Here is a 19,704-nt window from a genome sequence, read left to right on the forward strand (position 1 = left end):
TCCGCTCGATGGTGTGGGTGTGGTGGTGCCGATGGGTGCTCCGGTGTGGAATTCGTCGGTGTTGGTGTTGGATTCGCGGTTGCGTCCGGTGCCGGTGGGTGTTGCGGGTGAGTTGTATTTGTCGGGTGTGCAGGTCGCTCGTGGGTATTTCGGGCGGGTGGATTTGTCGGCGGAGCGGTTTGTGGCGAATCCGTTCGGTGGGGTGGGTTCGCGGATGTATCGCACGGGGGATGTGGTGCGGTGGATCGGTGTGTCGGGTGAGCTCGAGTATGTCGGTCGTAGTGATTTTCAGGTGAAGTTGCGTGGTCAGCGGATCGAGTTGGGGGAGATCGAGGCTGCGGTTCGGGATCAGGTGGGTGTGGGTTCTGTGGTGGTGGTGGTGTGGCGTGATCAGTTGGTTGCGTATGTCACTGCTGCGGTGGGGTCTTCGGTTGATGTTGATGTGGTGAAGGTGGGTGTGGGGGAGCGGTTGGCGTCGTATATGGTGCCGTCGCAGTTTGTGGTGTTGGATGCGTTGCCGCTCAATGCTTCGGGGAAGTTGGATCGGAAGTTGTTGCCGGAGCCGGTGTTCGAGGTTGCGGTGTTTAGGGCTCCGGTGACGGCGGTGGAGGAGATCGTTGCGTCGGTGTTTGCCGAGGTGTTGGGTGTTGATCGTGTGGGTCTCGATGACGATTTCTTCGAGCTCGGCGGCAACTCTCTCAACGCCACTCGCACGATCAAACGAATCGCCGATGCTCTCGACACCGAACTTTCGGTTCGAGTTCTGTTCGAAGCATCCACGGTGCAGGATCTCGCAGCGCACGCCGAAAGCCGGACCGGGTCGGGTGGGCGAGTCGCGCTGACCGCGGTCGAGCGGCCAGAGCGGATTCCGCTTTCGTTGGCGCAGCAGCGTATGTGGTTCCTCAACCGATTCGACGGGAGTGCAGCGGCATACAACATCCCGATGGCGCTGCGCCTTCAGGGCGATCTTGACGTCTCGGCGCTGAGCGCGGCGATTTCTGATGTGATCGGGCGGCACGAATCACTTCGAACCGTCTACCCGGAAATCGGAGACGGTCCGGTGCAGGTCGTCAAGCCCGTGTCGAGTTGGTCGGACGAAATCGTCGCAGAACCGACTGGCGTGGACGAACTCGAAGGTGAGTTGGTCGCGCTGGCGTCGACGCGCTTCGACGTCACACGCGAGATTCCGATTCGTATCCGGTTGTTCCAGTTGGCTTCCGACGAATACGTACTCGGTGTCGCGATTCATCATATTTCCGCCGACGGTTCCTCGATGGCACCGTTCGCTCGGGATGTCGTGACCGCATACGCCTCGCGGGTTGCCGGGTACACACCGTCCTGGGCTCCTCTCGACGTTCAGTACGCCGACTACAGCCTGTGGCAGCGAGAGGTGCTGGGCAGTGAGGAAGACGCGGGATCTATTGCTTCGCAGCAGATTGCGTACTGGAGCAATGCTCTTGCCGGGCTGCCTGATCAGCTTGCACTTCCCGCCGACCGGCCGCGCCCCGCGACGCAGTCATTCCGCGGTGGTTACCTGCACTTCGATATCGATGCAGAGTTGCATGCTCGGTTGAGCGGTCTTGCCAGGGCAAACAATTCGACGCTGTTCATGCTCACGCACACTGCGTTCGCGATGTTGTTGGCTCGACTGTCCGGAACCGAGGACATCGCGGTGGGTACACCCATTGCAGGACGTGGTGAGCGGGCACTCGACGATCTCATCGGCATGTTCGTGAACACCTTGGTGTTCCGTACGCAGATCGACAGCGGCGCGCCGTTCCTCGACCTGCTCGGACGTGTCAGGGAGACCGACCTTCAAGCATTTGCACATTCGGACGTTCCTTTCGAGCGACTCGTGGAGGTGCTCAACCCACCACGTTCGACCGCTCGTCATCCGCTCTATCAGGTCGGCTTCCTCTTCCAGAACATGGAAACCGGAGGGCTCGAGCTTCCGGGGCTCACCGTCAAGGGCGTCGATATCGACAACGGGGTCGCGCAGTTCGATCTTCAGTTGATCGTCAGTGATCGGTACGACGCGAACGGATCTGCAGCCGGCATCACGTCGATGTTCAGCTACGCGCATGATCTGTTCGACGAGTCGACCGTGCAGGACTTCGCCGATCGATTCGTGCGATTGCTCGCGGAGATCGCGTCCGATCCGTCGTTGACCGTCGGCGACTTCGCGCTGCTGGATTCGTCCGAGAGCGACCGGATCCTGAACCGCTGGAACGAGACCGATCACTCCGTCCCGGGAGTCACTCTGGTCGAACTGTTCGACGAGCAGGTCGGTTCGAACCCGGGTGCGGTGGCAGTGATCGCCGGGAACACGTCGCTGACCTACGCCGAGTTCGATGCACGTGTGAACCGTCTCGCACGCCATCTGATTGCAACCGGTGTCGGTCCGGAGTCGTTGGTCGCGTTGGCAATCGAGCGATCGGTCGAACTGCTGGTCGCCATGTACGCGGTGGTGAAGGCAGGTGGTGGATACGTACCGATCGATCCGAACCACCCGGCGGACCGCATCGAGTACGTGTTGACCATGGCAGATCCGGTCTGCGTCCTCACCGCCTCGACCACTGCGAAGAATCCGGCGTTCGGTGATTCCGTGATCGAGGTGGACACGATCGATCTCGCGTCCTACGCGGAAGCGACGGTTACCGATGCGGATCGGATTGCTCCACTGCGAGTGGGCAACACCGCCTACGTGATCTTCACGTCGGGATCGACGGGGCGACCGAAGGGCGTCGCGATCTCGCATCAGGCGGTGGTCAACCAGATTCTCTGGAAGCGCGATCAGTACAGCCTGGACCGATCCGATGCGATGGTGCTCAAGACCGCGGCAACGTTCGACCTCTCGGTCTGGGAGTTCTGGTCGGCACTGACTTCCGGTGCACGACTGGTGATTGCCGAACCCGAAGGTCACAAGGACCCGAGCTACCTGCTCGACCTGATGACCCGGGAGAAGATCACGACGCTCCACGCGGTGCCGTCGATGCTCGCGATGTTGCAGTCGGCATCGGAAAATGGCCTTCCGGAATCACTTCGTCAGGTGCTTGCGATCGGTGAAGCGTTGCCGGCCGCGACCGCGACCGAGTTCGCAGAACTCAGCGACGCGCAGTTGGTGAATCTGTACGGTCCGACCGAGGCCGCCGTCTCGGTGACAGCGCACGTCGTCGGTTCGGACGATACGACCTCGGTGCCGATCGGTGCCCCCGAATGGAACACGCAGGTGTTCGTGCTCGACACGCGTTTGCATCCGGTCCCCGTCGGAGTCACCGGGGAGCTTTACCTCGCCGGTGCCCAGCTTGCTCGCGGCTATCACGGTCGCGCGGATCTGACGTCGGAACGATTTGTGGCCAACGTCTTCGGTGACGCGGGTTCGCGGTTGTACCGCACGGGCGACCTCGTCCGGTGGACGGAGAACGGCGAACTCGACTACGTGGAGCGCGCCGACTTCCAGGTCAAGATCCGTGGCTACCGCATCGAACTCGGTGAGATCGAAGCGCTTCTTCGCAAGCAGGCCAGCGTGGACTCCGCTGTGGTGGTGGCCAAGTCGGATGCGCGTATCGGTGATCGACTTGTCGGCTACGTCGTTCCTCAAAGCGGGGAAAGCATCGATGTCGAAACCTTGAAGCGGACTCTTGTGGCTGAGTTGCCGAGTTACATGGTGCCGGCGGCATTGATGGTCTTGGACGAACTACCGCTCAGCATCAACGGCAAGGTCGATCGCAAAGCCCTGCCCGACCCCGAATTCGAGGCGACCGAATTCCGTGCGCCGACCAACCCCGTCGAAGAGATCGTGGCGGGTGTGTTCGCTGACGTACTCGGTGTGGCGAGGGTCGGACTCGACGACGACTTCTTCGAGCTCGGCGGAAACTCTCTCGTCGCGACGCAGGTCGTGTCGAGGCTGGGTGAGGCGTTGGACGCGCAGATTCCGGTCCGCGTGATCTTCGAGGCGTCGACTGTCGGGGCATTGGCGTCGAGGGTTCTCGAACACGCGGGATCTGGTGGCCGCCCACCGTTGGTGGCTCAGGTGCGTCCGCACGAGATTCCGCTGTCGTTGGCGCAGCAACGTATGTGGGTGCTCAATCAGTTCGACAAGACCTCGGGTGCGTACAACATCCCCGTCGCGATCCGGCTGTCCGGCGCACTCGATGTCGACGCACTTCACTCAGCGGTGTCGGATCTGATCGAGCGTCACGAAGTGCTCCGGACGGTATACCCGGACCGGGGCAACGGACCGGTTCAGATGATCCTGCCTCGCTCCGCAGCGGCGGTGGGACTGGAAGTGATCGCAACCGACGAAGCGTCGGTCGCCGAGCAGGTGGCTGACACAGTTCGCGAGGGCTTCGATGTCACGACAGCCGTTCCGTTGCGAATCCGTCTCTTCGAGGTCGACGAATCCGAGCGGGTCCTCGTCGTTGTCATTCACCACATCAGCGGTGACGGCTTCTCGATGGCTCCGTTGATCAGAGACACCATGGTTGCGTACACCGCACGTACCGGCGGGGAGACCCCGGAGTGGGCTCCGCTCGAGGTGCAGTACGCCGACTACACGCTGTGGCAGCGTGATGTCCTCGGATCGCCGGAGGACGCGGACAGTCAGCTGGGCCGTCAACTCGCGCACTGGGTGAACGAGCTCAAGGGCACTCCGGAGCTTCTGGAACTGCCGACCGACCGGCCGCGGCCGGCGCGGGCCAGCATGCGCGGTGCGGAATTCGAGTTTGCCGTCGATTCCGAGACCACGGACCGGCTCGCGACGATCGCACGGGAGCAGAACTCGACAGTCTTCATGGTGGTTCACACTGCCCTGGCCGTGCTGTTGGCGAAGATGAGTGGATCGAACGACATCGCAATCGGTACGCCGATCGCGGGTCGAGGTGAGCGGGCGCTCGACGATCTTGTCGGGATGTTCGTCAACACGTTGGTCTTGCGAACGGAGATCGCGCCTGCTTCGACGTTCGTCGACGTTCTGGCACACGTGAAGGACAAGGACTTGTCGGCATTCGCCAATGCCGACGTACCGTTCGAGCGGTTGGTCGACGAACTGGGGCGAGAGCGCTCTCACGCATACTCGCCGCTCTTCCAGGTCATGCTCACCTTCCAGAACATGGCTCTCGGTACGTTCCAGCTCCCGGGCCTCGAGCTCTCTGCGGTCGACAACGGTTTCGACCAGGCGATGTTCGATCTGCAGCTCACCGGTATCGAGCAATTCGACGATGCCGGGGTGCTGTCCGGGCTGAGGATGCGTTTCACCTATGCGACCGACCTGTTCGACGAATCGACCATCGCGCTTTTTGCGGCGCGATTCGGGCGGGTGCTCGAAGAACTGGTGACCGATCCCGGGGTCGTGATTCGCACGATCGACATCGTGACCGAGCAGGAACGCGAGGAAGCGAGCGCTGCCGAGCCGAAGTCCGCGGCGGACCTACCCGAACTGGCAGCCGCAGCGGCGGCCGCCGATCCTGAGGCAATTGCGTTCACCCACGGTGATCAGGCTGTCACCTTCGGTGAGTTGTCGACCAAGCTCGTTGCCATGCGTACCGCCATGGGGGCTGCTCTCGCCCCCGATGCTCTGGTTTCTGTGTCGCTCGCCGGACTTGTTCCGGGCATCCTGCCGGCACTTGGCGTCGACGGTCTCGCCACACTTGTGAGCTCGGTGATAGCTGACGCACAGTCGGTGTCAGCGGGCCGTGGGGGTACGGCCGGGTAACATTCAGTATTTGCCCAGTGAACGCCTCCGGCCGAGCAGAACGCTGTGCTCGACCGGGGCGCACTTCACGAAAGTCAGTTGGAGGAAGTGTAGATGTCCGTCGGTATTCCGGGACCGCAGTCGCTGACGATCGAAGATCTGCCGAAGTTGGTGGCTGCAGTTGCGGCGGTAGATCCTGATCGTGTGGCTCTGAGCCACGGTGGAACCGAAATCAGCTACGGACGACTCAATGACGAGTTGGTCACTCTCGACACCGCGATGGGTGGGGCATTGGGGGCGGATGCCCTGGTTCCTGTTGTCGTTTCCACGGTGCTGCCAGAGCTGATCGGCAGCGAGGCCGACGGTCTCGGCGCGGTGGTCGACCGTCTCATCACCGACGGCACTTCGATCGTGGAGGTCGCGTCGGAGTCCGATGCACACGTGACCCTCGCAGGACTCTTCGACGAGCAGGTCGAGCGGACGCCGGATGCGCTCGCGCTGGATTACGCCGGAACGCAGCTCACTTACGCGCAGTTCGACGCGCGGGCGAACCGCCTGGCCCGTGAACTCGTCGCGGCAGGTGTCGGACCGGACAGCCTCGTCGGTCTCGCGATGCGTCGATCGATCGATCTCCTCGTCTCGATGTACGCGATCGTCAAGGCCGGCGGCGCGTACGTTCCACTCGACCCGGATCATCCTGCCGACCGTCTCGCTTACGTACTCGAGATCGCGAAGCCCACGGCTGTGCTCACACGAACGTCCGATGCCGTGGTGCTGCCGCACGGTACGCCCACGCTCGACGTCGACACCCTCGACTTGTCGGGTCGTGCCGAGACAACTGTCACCGACGCCGACCGGTTGGCGCCGCTGCGCGCGGACAACACTGCGTATGTCATCTTCACGTCCGGATCGACCGGACGCCCCAAAGGCGTTGCAGTCTCTCACCGTGCCATCGTCGCGAACCTGCAATGGCGTCAGACCGAGTACGGATTCACTGCCGACGACGTGATCTTGCAGAAGACACCCTTCACTTTCGATGTGTCCGTGTGGGAGTTCTTCTGGCCGCTGCAGGTCGGTGCATCGCTGGTGATCGCGGAACCCGACGGACATCGTGATCCGGTGTACGTGGCTCGCACGATGATCGAGCGCGGAGTGACGGCGGTGCACTTCGTGCCGTCGATGCTCGCCGTGTTCGTCGCCGAACCCCTTGTTGCGCAGGTCAAAACCCTTCGCTACGTGTTCGCTTCCGGTGAGGCGTTGCCGGCTCGAACGGCGGCACGTCTGCGCGAGGTCAGCAGCGCTGGACTCCACAACCTGTACGGCCCGACCGAAGCCGCCGTCGACGTGACTTATTACGAAACCGGCGAGCAGGATCAGGTGTCGGTGCCGATCGGTGCAGCAGTTGCGGACACCGAGCTCCTGGTGCTCGACGATGCGCTGCGGCCCTCGCCGTCGGGTGTAGCAGGAGAGCTCTATCTTGCCGGGATTCAGCTGGCCAGGGGATACGTGTCGCGTCCCGATCTCACGGCAGACCGCTTCGTGGCGCGGCCCGGCGCTACTGACGGATCCCGGATGTACCGAACCGGAGACCTGGTGCGCTGGCGCGGTGCCGGAGCGAACCGTCAGCTCGAATACATCGGTCGCACCGACTTTCAGGTCAAGCTCCGCGGTCTGCGCATCGAGCTCGGTGAGATCGAGGCGGCACTGCTCGATTGCGAAGGTGTTTCCCAAGCCGTGGTGATCGTCCATTCGGACGAAACGATCGGTGACAACTTGGTGGCCTACATCGTCGCCGAGGGTATCGATTCTGAGAATCTGACGTCGTCGCTTGGCGAACGGCTACCCGACTACATGATCCCTGCCATGTTCGTCGAACTGGACGAGTTTCCGCTCAACGCCAGCGGCAAACTGGATCGAAAGGCTTTGCCCACACCCGAATTCGCGTCGAAGACGGTTGAGTATCGCGAGCCCGCGACACCCACCGAGGCCGGTGTGGTCGCGATCTTTGCCGATCTACTTGGGCAGGATCGGGTAGGGGCAGATGACGGCTTCTTCGAACTGGGCGGCAACTCATTGCTCGCCACTCGCGTGGTTGCGCGGATCAATGCCGAACACGGCATCGCCATCGACATGCGCAACTTCTTCGACGCACCCACCGCCGCAGAACTTGCCGTCTTCATCGACGAAGCGAAAATCTCAGAAGACCGCAAGGCTCACGTTCCCCTGATCCCTCGCGAGCGCCCCGAGTTGGTTCCGCTGTCTTTGGCACAGCAGCGCATGTGGTTCCTCAATCGATTCGAACCAGAATCGGCAGTCGACCATATTCCGGTCGCGCTGCGGCTCAGCGGAGCGCTCGATGTCGATGCGTTGCAAGGCGCACTCGAGGATTTGATCGAGCGGCACGAGATCCTTCGGACTGTGTACCCGGAGGTCGACGGCGTCGGATATCAGCGCCTGGTCGACATTGCAGCCGTGGTACCGAACCTGACTCCCATACGGGTGGACGAGTCGGCGATCGTCGAGCGCGTGACCGACTTCGTGACTCCGGGATTCGACGTGACCACCGAGGTTCCGATTCGGGCGGCACTCTTCCAATTCGCCGCCGACGAATTCGTCCTCGTGTTCGTCGTCCATCACATCAGCGGTGACGGGTTCTCCATGGGACCGTTGACCAAGGACATCGTTTCGTCTTATGTGTCTCGGACACAGGGAATTTCGCACGATCTTGCTCCGCTGCCCGTACAGTTCGCCGACTTTGCACTGTGGCAGCGCGAGGTTCTCGGCAGTGAAGACGACCCGGATTCTCTGATCACTCGCCAGGTCGACTACTGGCGCCACGCGTTGGCCGGTATCCCCGATCAGCTCGATCTTCCGTCGGACCGCCCGCGCCCGCGCGTCGCGTCGAACCGGGGAGCCGGGCACACATTCACGATCGAGCCGGATCTCCACCAGGCTCTCAATCGAATTGCGCTCGACAACAACGCATCTCTGTTCATGGTGTTGCACAGTGCCGTGGCGATTCTGCTGGCGCGGTTGTCGGGGACTTCGGACATCGTGATCGGCACTCCGGTCGCCGGTCGAGGCGATCAAGCTCTCGACGACCTGATCGGAATGTTCGTCAACACACTCGTCCTCCGCACGGAGGTTGATCTCGAAGCTTCGGCACGGGACATGATTTCGCGGGCGCGCGAATCCGACCTCAGCGGCTTCGGGCACGCCGATGTGCCATTCGAACGACTGGTGGAGGTACTCAACCCCGCCCGGTCTCAGGCACGGAACCCGTTGTTCCAGGTGATGCTCTCGCTGCAGAACTTGGGACAGAGCATGCAGCAAAGTCTGGAGGTTCCGGGACTGCGCATTTCCGGACTGGACGTAGAGTCGTCGGCCGCGAAGTTCGACCTCCAATTCACTGTGTGGGAATCTGATACCGCGGACAAGGTCGGTGGTTTGACCGTCGCACTGGTCTATGCGACCGACCTGTTCGACGAGTCGTCTGCCAAATCAATCGGAAAGCGGTTGATTTCAGTTCTCGAAGCAGTGGTTGCCGATCCCTCGGTTCGGGTTGGTGATGTGGATATGTTCGATTCGGGTGAGCGATCTTTGGTGCTCGAGTCGTGGAATAGCACTGCGCATGAGGTTGCGGATGTGTCGTTGGTGGACGTGTTCGATGCTCAGGTTGCGGCGTCGCCGGATTCGGTAGCTGTGTCGTTCGAGGGTGTTTCGCTGTCATATGCGGAGTTCGATTCGCGGGTGAATCGTCTTGCCCGGTACCTGGTTTCGGTGGGTGTGGGACCGGAGTCGTTGGTGGGTGTGGCGGTACGTCGGTCGGTTGATTTGTTGGTTGCGGTTTACGGCGTGCTCAAGGCTGGCGGTGGGTATGTTCCGGTGGATCCGGATCAGCCTGCGGAGCGCAATGCGTACGTGTTGGAGTCGGCGTCGCCGGTATGCGTGATCAGTACCTCTGACGTTGGATTCGATGCCGGTGTGGTACCGGTGGTCGAGGTTGATGTTGTTGATGTGTCTGGTTTTTCGGATAACTCTGTTTCGGATATCGATCGGGTCTCGCCTTTGCGGTCGGGCAATGCGGCGTATGTGATTTTCACGTCGGGGTCGACGGGGCGTCCGAAGGGTGTGTCGGTTTCGCATGCGGCGATTGTGAATCGGTTGGCGTGGATGCAGGACGAGTACGGGTTGGATTCGTCGGATGTGGTGTTGCAGAAGACGCCGTTCACGTTCGATGTGTCGGTGTGGGAGCTTTTCTGGCCGTTGCAGGTTGGTGCTCGGTTGGTGGTGGCTGTGCCGGATGGGCATCGTGACCCGCGGTATTTGACGTCGGTCATTGTGGGGGAGGGTGTGACGACGGTGCATTTCGTGCCGTCGATGCTCGAGGTTTTCGTGACGGATTCGTCTGTGGCTGCGTGTGTTTCGCTGACTCGGGTGTTCGCGTCAGGTGAGGCGTTGCCGGCGAGTGTTGTTGCCGATGTGTGGGCTGTGTTGCCGGGTGTCGGGGTGCACAATTTGTATGGTCCGACCGAGGCGGCGGTGGATGTGACGTTCCACGAGGTGGTGCCGGCGGATGTTCTGGGGGTGCCGATCGGTGCTCCGGTATGGAATACGCAGGTGTTTGTTCTGGACTCTCGATTGAGTCCGGTGCCGGTAGGTGTTGCGGGTGAGCTGTATCTGGCGGGTGTTCAGCTGGCTCGTGGGTATGTGGGTCGGCCGGATTTGTCGTCGGATCGATTTGTGGCGAATCCGTTCTCGGGTGATGGTGGGCGGATGTATCGCTCCGGTGATGTGGTGCGGTGGACTGCGTCGGGCGAGTTGGAGTACATCGGGCGTAGTGACTTTCAGGTGAAGTTGCACGGTTTGCGGATCGAGCTCGGTGAGATCGAGTCGGTGATTCGTGAGCACGAGTCGGTGTCGTCGGTAGTTGTGGTTGTGCGTGAGGATGTGTTGGTTGCGTACGTTACGGCCGCTGGTGGTGTGGTGGACGTTGACGAGTTGAAGAGAGTTGTTGCGGGTCGTCTGCCGGGTTACATGGTGCCGGCGGTGGTGATGGTGCTGGAAGAGTTGCCGTTGGGTGTGTCGGGGAAGTTGGATCGGAAGCTTCTTCCGGATCCGGTGTTCGTGGCGCGCGAGTTTCGGGCACCGTCGAGTGTCGCCGAAATCGCTGTGGCCGGCGTCTTCGGAGATGTTCTCCGGTTGGAACAGGTCGGTCTGGATGACGACTTCTTCGAGCTCGGCGGAAACTCTTTGGTCGCAACGCAGTTGGTGGCTCGCGTAGGTCAAGCGCTCGACACTCAGGTTCCGGTGAGGGTGTTGTTCGATGCTTCGACTGTCGAAGGTTTGGCAGCGCAGGTTGAGTTGATCGCAGGGGCAGGAGGGAGGACCGCGCTCGTGGCCCGCCCACGGCCGGCGTTGATCCCACTCTCACTAGCTCAGCAGCGAATGTGGTTCCTCAGCCGCTTCGATCCTGATTCTGCCGTCAACAACATTCCAATCGCATTGAATATCAAAGGCGTCCTGAATGTTTCGGCGCTGAGGCATGCGATTTCTGATGTAATCGAACGCCACGAGTCGCTCCGGACCGTCTATCCGGAGCAAGGTGGACAAGGACACCAGGTAGTCCTCCCGTCGTCCGAGGTGCCGGTTGAACTGACACCGAAGGTCATCGACGCCTCGCATATTCACAACGAACTTCTGAGTTTCGCGCTCCAGGGTTTCGACGTGACGTCAACCGTTCCGGTTCGAGTCGGGTTGTTCGAACTTGCAGAGGATTCGTACGTTCTGGCCTTCGTTGTGCACCACATCGCAGCGGACGGCTTCTCGATGCGCCCGTTGACTCGGGATGTCATGGTTGCCTACACCGCTCGGGTTTCGAACGGCGTTCCGAATTGGACTCCGCTCGAGGTACAGTACGCCGATTATGCACTCTGGCAGCGGGAGGTCCTCGGCGACGAGGACGACCCGGATTCGTTGATCTCGGCTCAGCTGGACCACTGGCGCTCCGTCCTCCGTGATTCTCCGGAAGTGCTTGCGTTACCGGCTGACCGATCCCGCCCGGTCGTCGCCTCGAATCGTGGCGCTACGTATCGCTTCTCCGTCAGCGAAGAGATTCGGTCGAGCTTGGACTCACTCGCACGCGAGCGGAACGCATCGCTGTTCATGGTGGTGCATTCGGCCCTCGCCGTGCTTCTCGCAAGGTTGTCCGGTACCAGTGACATCGTGATCGGTACTCCGGTTGCAGGGCGAGGCGAAAAGGCGCTCGACGATGTGATCGGTATGTTCGTGAATACACTGGTCCTGCGGACTCCTGTTGACCTCGCCAGTTCGTTCAGTGCGCTCGTCTCGGCAACGCGGAGGACAGACCTTCAGGCGCTCGGCAACGGCGATGTTCCGTTCGAGCGGCTGGTCGAGGTGCTCGATCCCACCCGATCGCAGGCACATCACCCGCTGTTCCAGGTCGCGTTGTTCTTCCAGAACATGTCGCAGGATGCTTTGGAGCTTTCGGGATTGGAAGTCTCAGGCGTCGAGTTCGATGCCGGTATCGCGAAATTCGATCTTCAACTTACTCTCGCTCCCCGCGTCGAAGATGCGCTCGAAGACGGCATGTTCGCCGAGTTCGCATACGCCACAGATCTGTTCGACGAGTCGACGATTCGTGGATTCGCCGATCGGTTCACCAGGATCCTCGAACAGGTGGTCGTGGATCCGTCGATCACCGTGGGTGACATCGAGCTGTTGGACGAGGCCGAGCGCGAGTCGCTGTTGACTGCGCGCAACTCCACCGCACATGACGTCGGGAACAGTGAGACATTGGCTTCGCTGTTCGACACTCGCGTTGCGTTGGCACCCGATGCTGTTGCCGTGGTGTTCGACGGCCAGTCGCTGACCTATGGCGAGTTGTCGGAACGTGTGAACAAATTGGCACGCAAGCTGATCGAAGATGGTGTCGGGCCCGAATCGTTGGTGGCCTTGGCGATGCGTCGATCGCTCGATCTGGTAGTAGGTATGTACGCGGTGATCGCCGCGGGCGGAGCCTACGTGCCCTTGGATCCCGATCACCCCGCCGAGCGAATCGGGCACATCCTCACGACGGCCGATCCAGTCTGTGTGCTGTCGACGACGAGGGACGCTTTCGTAGCGCCGAACGGCGCCGACGTGCTGTTGATCGACAATGTCGATCTTTCGAGCTACTCGGCTTCAGTCATTTCCGATGCTGATCGTCGCGGTCGTCTGCATGATGTGAATGCCGCCTACGTGATCTTCACCTCGGGTTCCACGGGCAAGCCCAAAGGCGTTGCGGTGTCGCATCACGCCATCGTGAACCAGGTCCTGTGGATGCAGGATCAGTACGCCATCGGCCCAGAAGACGTCTATTTGCAGAAGACTGCTACGACATTCGACGTCTCGTTGTGGGGATACTTCACTGCGCTTTTGTCCGGTACGAGAGTGGTGCTGGCATCTCACGACGGCCATCGAGATCCCGCGTATCTGGCTCGTCTGATCGAAGATCATCGGGTGACGCTGACGGACTTCGTTCCATCGATGTTGACCGTCTTCGCGACTTCGGTTCCGGAACACGCATTGGTGTCACTGAGGGACGTATTCGTGATCGGTGAGGCATTGCCGGTCGAGACGGTGCGTGCATTCGCTCAGGTGTCGTCTGCAGGCCTGCACAATGTGTACGGCCCAACCGAGGCTGCGGTCTCGATCACCTACTACGAGGTCGATGGATCGGAATCAACAGGGATTCCGATCGGGGTGCCCGAGTGGAACTCGCAGGTCTACGTGTTGGACAGTCGGTTGCAGCCGGTGCCGGTAGGCGTTGCGGGTGAGCTGTATCTGGCCGGTGATCAACTGGCGCGCGGTTACGTCGCGCGACCCGATCTCACCAGTGATCGTTTTGTCGCGAACCCATTTGTGGAGGCGAGCGACACGAACGGTGAAATCAATCCCGGTGTCAGTCGGATGTATCGCACCGGGGACCTGGTGTGGTGGAACACCGCAGGCGAACTCGAGTATGTCGGGCGTACCGATTTTCAGGTCAAATTCCGTGGTCAGCGGATCGAACTGGGTGAGATCGAGTCAGCTCTGCTGGCGCATTCGACGGTAGCTCAGTGTGTGGTCACTGTGGCATCCACCGATATGGGCGATCAGCTGGTCGCATATGTGATCGCGGTCCCGGATTCTGTGATCGACGTAGAAGTCTTGAGGAATGCGCTTCCTGAATCGCTACCTGTCTACATGATTCCGAACGCGATCATGGTCTTGGACGAGTTGCCTCTGAACTCGTCTGGGAAGTTGGATCGGAAGTTGTTGCCGGAGCCGGTGTTCGAGGTTGCGGTGTTCCGGGCCCCGGTCACGCCGGTAGAACAAATTGTCGCTTCTGTTTTCTCGGCGGTACTCGGGGTCGAGCGAGTGGGTCTGGATGACGACTTCTTCGCACTCGGCGGAAACTCTTTGATTGCTACTCGAATGGCCGCTCGGTTGGGGCAGGCGCTCGATGCACAGGTTCCGGTGCGGGTGTTGTTCGAGGCGTCGTCGGTGGAGTTGTTGGCTGCGCGGATGGAGTCGGAGATTGGTTCGGGTGCGCGGGCGGCGTTGACTGCTCGGGTGCGTCCGGAGCGGGTGCCGTTGTCGTTGGCGCAGCAGCGGATGTGGTTCTTGAACCGTTTCGATACGTTGTCGTCGGCGAACAATATTCCGGTGGCGATTCGGTTGTCGGGGTTGTTGGATGTGGCGGCGTTGGACGCTGCGGTGTCGGATGTTGTTGTGCGGCATGAGATTTTGCGGACGGTGTATCCGGAGGTCGACGGTGTCGGGTTCCAGGAGGTGTTGTCTGCGGATCGGGTGCGGTTGGATTTGTCGCCGGTGGCGGTGTCGGAGTCCGATGTCGTTGGTGCGGTGACGGAGTTCTTGTCGGCTGGTTTCGATGTGGCGGTGGAGGTTCCGGTTCGGGCGCGGTTGTTCGCGGTGTCGGAGTCGGAGTTCGTGTTGGCGATGGTGGTTCATCACATCAGTGGTGATGGTGTGTCGATGGGGCCGTTGACGCGTGATGTGATGGTGGCGTACGAGGCTCGTTCTCGGGGTGAGGTGCCGGGGTGGACGCCGTTGGCGGTGCAGTATGCGGATTACGCGTTGTGGCAGCGGGAGACTCTCGGTTCGGAAGATGATCCGTCGTCGTTGATTTCGCGTCAGATCGGGTTCTGGGAGTCGGCGTTGGCGGGGTTGCCGGATCAGTTGGATTTGCCGGCTGATCGTCCGCGGCCGGCGGTGGCGTCCAATCGTGGCGCCAAACACGCTTTCGTTATCGACGCGCCAGAGCATCATTCTTTGAAAAAAATTGCCCGTGAGTCGAATTCGTCCTTGTTCATGGTGGTGCATGCGGCGTTGGCGGTGTTGTTGTCGCGGTTGTCGGGGACGTCCGATATTGCGATCGGTACTCCGGTGGCGGGTCGTGGTGAGCAGGTTCTCGATGATTTGATCGGGATGTTCGTCAATACGTTGGTGTTGCGGACCGAGGTGGATTCTTCGGAGTCGTTCTCGGGGTTGTTGGGTCGGGTTCGTGAGGGCGATCTGGGTGCGTTTGCGCACGTAGATCTGCCGTTCGAGCGGTTGGTGGAGGTGCTCAATCCGGCGCGGTCGCAGGCGCGTAATCCGTTGTTCCAGGTGATGCTGTCGTTCCAGAACATGGAGCAGTCGGTGCTTCGACTTGGCGATCTGACAGTTGCGGGAATCGACGCCAACACGGTGGCGGCCAAGTTCGATCTGCAGCTGACCATGGTCGAGCAGTTCGACGAGGCGGGTGCCCCGGCGGGGATGGCGGCGCAGTTCACGTACGCGACGGATCTGTTCGACGAGTCGACGGTGGCAGGCTTTGCCGGCAGGTTCGGGCGCATCCTTGCTGAGATCACTGTTGATCCGTCAGTTCGGTTGGGTGATATCGACGTACTTACCGCTGCTGAGCGCAGCAACCTTCTCAGCTGGTCCGCTGGTGGGCGCACAGCGTTGGCAGGCGCGTCCTTGACTGCGATGTTCGAAGAACAGGTTGGGCGGACGCCTGATTCTCTTGCCGTCGAGTGCGATGGCGAGGCGCTGACCTATGGGCAGCTCGACGCCTACGCAAACGTGGTGGCCGAGCGATTGACGGCGGCCGGCGTCGGTCCGGATGACGTCGTCGCGTTGATCGTGCCGAGGTCGGTCGAGTGGGTCGTAGGTATGTTGGCGGCGTGGAAGGCGGGTGCTGCGTACGGGCCGATCGATCCGTCGTACCCACAGGATCGGATCGAAGCGATAATCGCCGACACCGGTGCCCGATGCGCGGTGAGTACGACGACTCTCGATCTGGCGGTGGACGTGATCGTCCTCGACAGCATCATGCGCGATTCGCCGATGGTGGAGAGGCCGACGGATCGATGGCGTGAACTCGGTGCGGGGGACCGCTTGGGGTATGTCATTTCGACATCCGGTTCGACGGGTCGTCCGAAGCCGACGTTGGTGCCGATGGCCGGCATCGAGAACACGGTGGCCTGGTACCGCAGCGAGTTGCCCGAAACTGGTGGTCTATTGATCGCGTCGTCACCGAGTTTCGACTTGACGCAGAAGAACGTCTGGGCAGCGTTGAGCAGCGGTCGGAGCGTAGTGCTTGCCTCGGACGGTTTCGATCCGGATGCGATCGTTGCTCGCGTCGGGCACGGTGACGTTGCAGTGGCGAACATGTCGCCGAGCGCGTTCGAAGCCGTGGTGGATTCCGACGAGGAGTCTGCTTTGAGCGTTCTCGATGTTGTGTTCCTTGGAGGCGAGTCGATCCGGCTTAATCGTCTTGGCAGTTTGTTGTCAGGCGGAGTACGCGTGGTGAACAGTTACGGCCCGACGGAAGCGTCGGACGTGGTCTCGTTCCACGCGGTGACTGCGCATGACACCGTCAGCGTTCCGATCGGTGCACCGGTGCCGAACATGGATCTGTTCGTTCTGGATCGGTCGTTGGGTATGGTGCCGCCGGGCGTGATCGGCGAGTTGTATGTCGGTGGTGTCGGTGTCGGTCGCGGATACGGAAACCGAGCGGCGTTGACGGCGGAGCGTTTCGTCGCCAACCCCTTTGCGGGCGGGGAAAGGGGCGCCTCAGATGGCGGCAGCAGGTTGTATCGAACCGGCGACCTCGTCAGGTGGAACGGTCGGGGCGAGCTCGAGTACATCGGCCGATCGGATTTCCAGGTCAAACTGCGGGGGCAGCGTATCGAACTCGGCGAGATCGAATCTGCTCTGATCTCGCACGAGGCGGTTTCAGATGCGGTGGTCGTCCTGCACAGCGATGCGACGTTCGGCGACAGCCTGGTCGGGTATGTCGTGGGAACTGCAGTAGATGCGTCGGAAGTTCTGGAGTCTGCCCGGGCCGTGCTTCCGACGTACATGGTGCCCTCGAAGGTTCTTGTCCTCGACGAGCTTCCACTCAATGCGTCGGGCAAATTGGATCGAAAGGCTCTCCCGTCACCGGTATTCGAGGCAGCAGAGTTTCGGGCGCCGGTCACAGCGGTGCAGGAAATTGTTGCGTCGGTGTTCGGAGATGTGTTGGGCACGGAGCGGGTCGGTCTGGATGACGATTTCTTTGCGCTGGGTGGTAATTCGTTGATCGCTACCAGGTTGGCAGCAAGATTGGGGCAGGCACTCGATGCGCAGGTCCCGGTGCGCGTGCTGTTCGAGAACTCGACAGTGGAAGGTTTGGCTGTAGTAGTCCAAAAGACCGCAGGTTCCGGTGCGAGGATGGAGTTGGAGGCGCGGGAACGTCCAGAACGTCTTCCTCTGTCCTTGGCCCAGCAGCGAATGTGGTTGGTAAACCAGATGGATCCCGGTTCTGCGGCATACAACATTCCGTTGGCTCTGCGATTGACAGGGAACTTGGATGTCGCGGCTTTGCGCCAGGCTCTTCACGACGTTTTGGTTCGACATGAGTCGCTCCGGACCAGCTACCCGAGTGACATCGAAGGGCCGGTTCAGAAAATCGTCGCGATCGACGAACTCCTTTCGCCTCTCGAAACGATTCAGGTGGACGACGAGGCCGCGGCGTTCAATCGCGTCGTGGAGTTGGTGACGACCGGATTCGACGTAGCTCAGGAGGTACCTGTACGCACTGGGTTGCTCGAGTTGGGCCCGGCAGACTTCATATTCGTCTTGGTCGCTCATCACATCGCCGCTGACGGTGAATCGATGGGACCTCTTGCCCGAGACATGATGGTCGCCTACGAGGCTCGCGTGCGCGGCACCGCGCCGTCGTGGACGCCGTTGACTGTTCAGTACGCGGACTTCGCGATCTGGCAGCGCGAAGTACTCGGTAGCGCTGGCGAGGTCGGCTCACAGGCTGCACGGCAACTCGACTTCTGGCGCCGGACGTTGGACGGTGTGTCGTCGACGCCCGGATTGCCTTCCGACCGTCAGCGACCCGCGCAGATGTCTGCACGTGCCGGTGTCTCGGAGTTCTCCGTCAACGCGGAGACGGCGGCGCGGCTCAACGAGATTGCGCGCGAACACAACGCCACATTGTTCATGGTTGTGCACGCTGCGCTTGCAGTACTCATCGCACGGTTGAGTGGAAGCCGAGATTTCGCGATCGGAACGGTAGTGGCCGGGCGAGGTGAGCAGCAACTGGACGACATAGTCGGAATGTTCGTCAACACGCTTGCACTCAGGACCGCTCCGGATCTCGGAGCGGGATTCGGCGACTTGGTCTCGCTCGTCCGAAACGTCGATCTCGAGGCATTTGCGAACGGAGACATCCCGTTCGAGGAAGTAACCGGCGCCTTGTCGGCGTCAGCGAGCGAGCTCTTCCAGGTTGCACTGTCGGTCGAACCGATGGCAGGAGCCTCGTTCAGTCTGCCGGATTTGAAGATCACGGCTGTCGAGGGTGTGGAGGCGACTGCGAAGTTCGACCTCCAACTCAATCTCAGTTCAGATCCGGTAACGGGAGGGTTGCTCGGCCATTTGGTTTTCGCTGCGGACCTTTTCGACCAAGCAACCGCCGACGCACATGTCGAGCGCTTCGTCCGCGTTCTAGATCGGGTCTCCTCGGATCCTTCACGTCCGATTGGTGACATCGAACTGCTCACCGACTCCGAACGAGCAGAAGTCCTCGGCTCCGTGGACACAACGCCGCCCCCGGCCGTTGGCGCTCCGACGGGCCGACTCGTGCCACAGCGATTGGCAAATTCCGTAGAGGCTGATCCTGATGCTGTCGCAGTCGTGTGCGATGAGGAGGAAATGACTTACCACGAGGTCGATGCACGATCATCTCGCCTCGCTCGCCACCTGATCAATCTTGGGATCGGTCCGGGCGACACGGTGGGGATCACAGGATTGCGTGGCATCGAACTGGTGGTGGCGGCCTGGGCGCTGTCCAAAGCCGGCGCGGCAGCTCTGGTAGGAGCTACAGGAGCAGCACGTGGGACAGAAACGGCTCCGAGTGTGGCCTTGGCGTTGATTTCGGGTGAGGCCGAATCTGACGTACCGCTGGACACGAGCCTCGACTTGGACCAGCCAGATGTTATCGAGTTGGTGGCGTCGTACTCGAGTCGTTCCGTGAACTACACGGACCGGCTTCGTCCGCTGAGCGCGGACGACATCGCGGTCGTGGTTCCCGGTTCGCACCCTGGCCAGATCACCCATGGAGAGCTCGCAGCGAAGTTGGACGCGATGTCGCAGAAGCACGATGTCGACTATGAATCGCGTTTGATGTACTTCGGTCCCGAGGAAGACGAAACATCGATTCTGACTATTCTGCTTGGCGGAGCGGTCGGTGGCGTCGTACTGCTGTACTCGGAAGCGGCGAAGGACGCAGAGGTACAGGAGCTACTTGCAGAGGAGTGGGTTTCGCACGCGGTTGGTCCGACAGACGTCTTCACAGGTGTTGTCGAAGGAGCTTTGCCAGATCTACGCCTGGCGTGTGATCCCGCGACGTGGACTCTGAGCTGACGCCGCCGTTCACGAAGTTGATGGACTCCCATATCCCGAACAGTCCG

2 protein-coding genes (1 of these 2 running past the window's edge) are annotated in these 19,704 nt (G+C 61.1%); both read left to right on the plus strand.

What is annotated here, in order from left to right; all coding sequences use genetic code 11:
• Positions 1-5,713: the end of a non-ribosomal peptide synthase/polyketide synthase gene (locus P0M12_RS21545; protein WP_277376796.1), read on the plus strand. 23,075 nt of this gene lie to the left of the window's left edge; 5,713 of the gene's 28,788 nt are visible here — the last part of the coding sequence; its start codon lies off the left edge, out of view; its stop codon occupies positions 5,711-5,713.
• Between the two features lie 93 nt (positions 5,714-5,806).
• A complete protein-coding gene (locus P0M12_RS21550) occupies positions 5,807-19,657 on the plus strand; it encodes a non-ribosomal peptide synthetase (protein ID WP_277376797.1) in 13,851 nt (4,616 codons plus the stop codon).
• The last annotated feature ends 47 nt before the right edge of the window (positions 19,658-19,704 follow it).

The sequence above is a fragment of the Rhodococcus sp. RCBS9 genome, assembly GCF_029457415.1.
In the GTDB taxonomy this organism is placed as follows: domain Bacteria; phylum Actinomycetota; class Actinomycetes; order Mycobacteriales; family Mycobacteriaceae; genus Rhodococcus_F; species Rhodococcus_F qingshengii.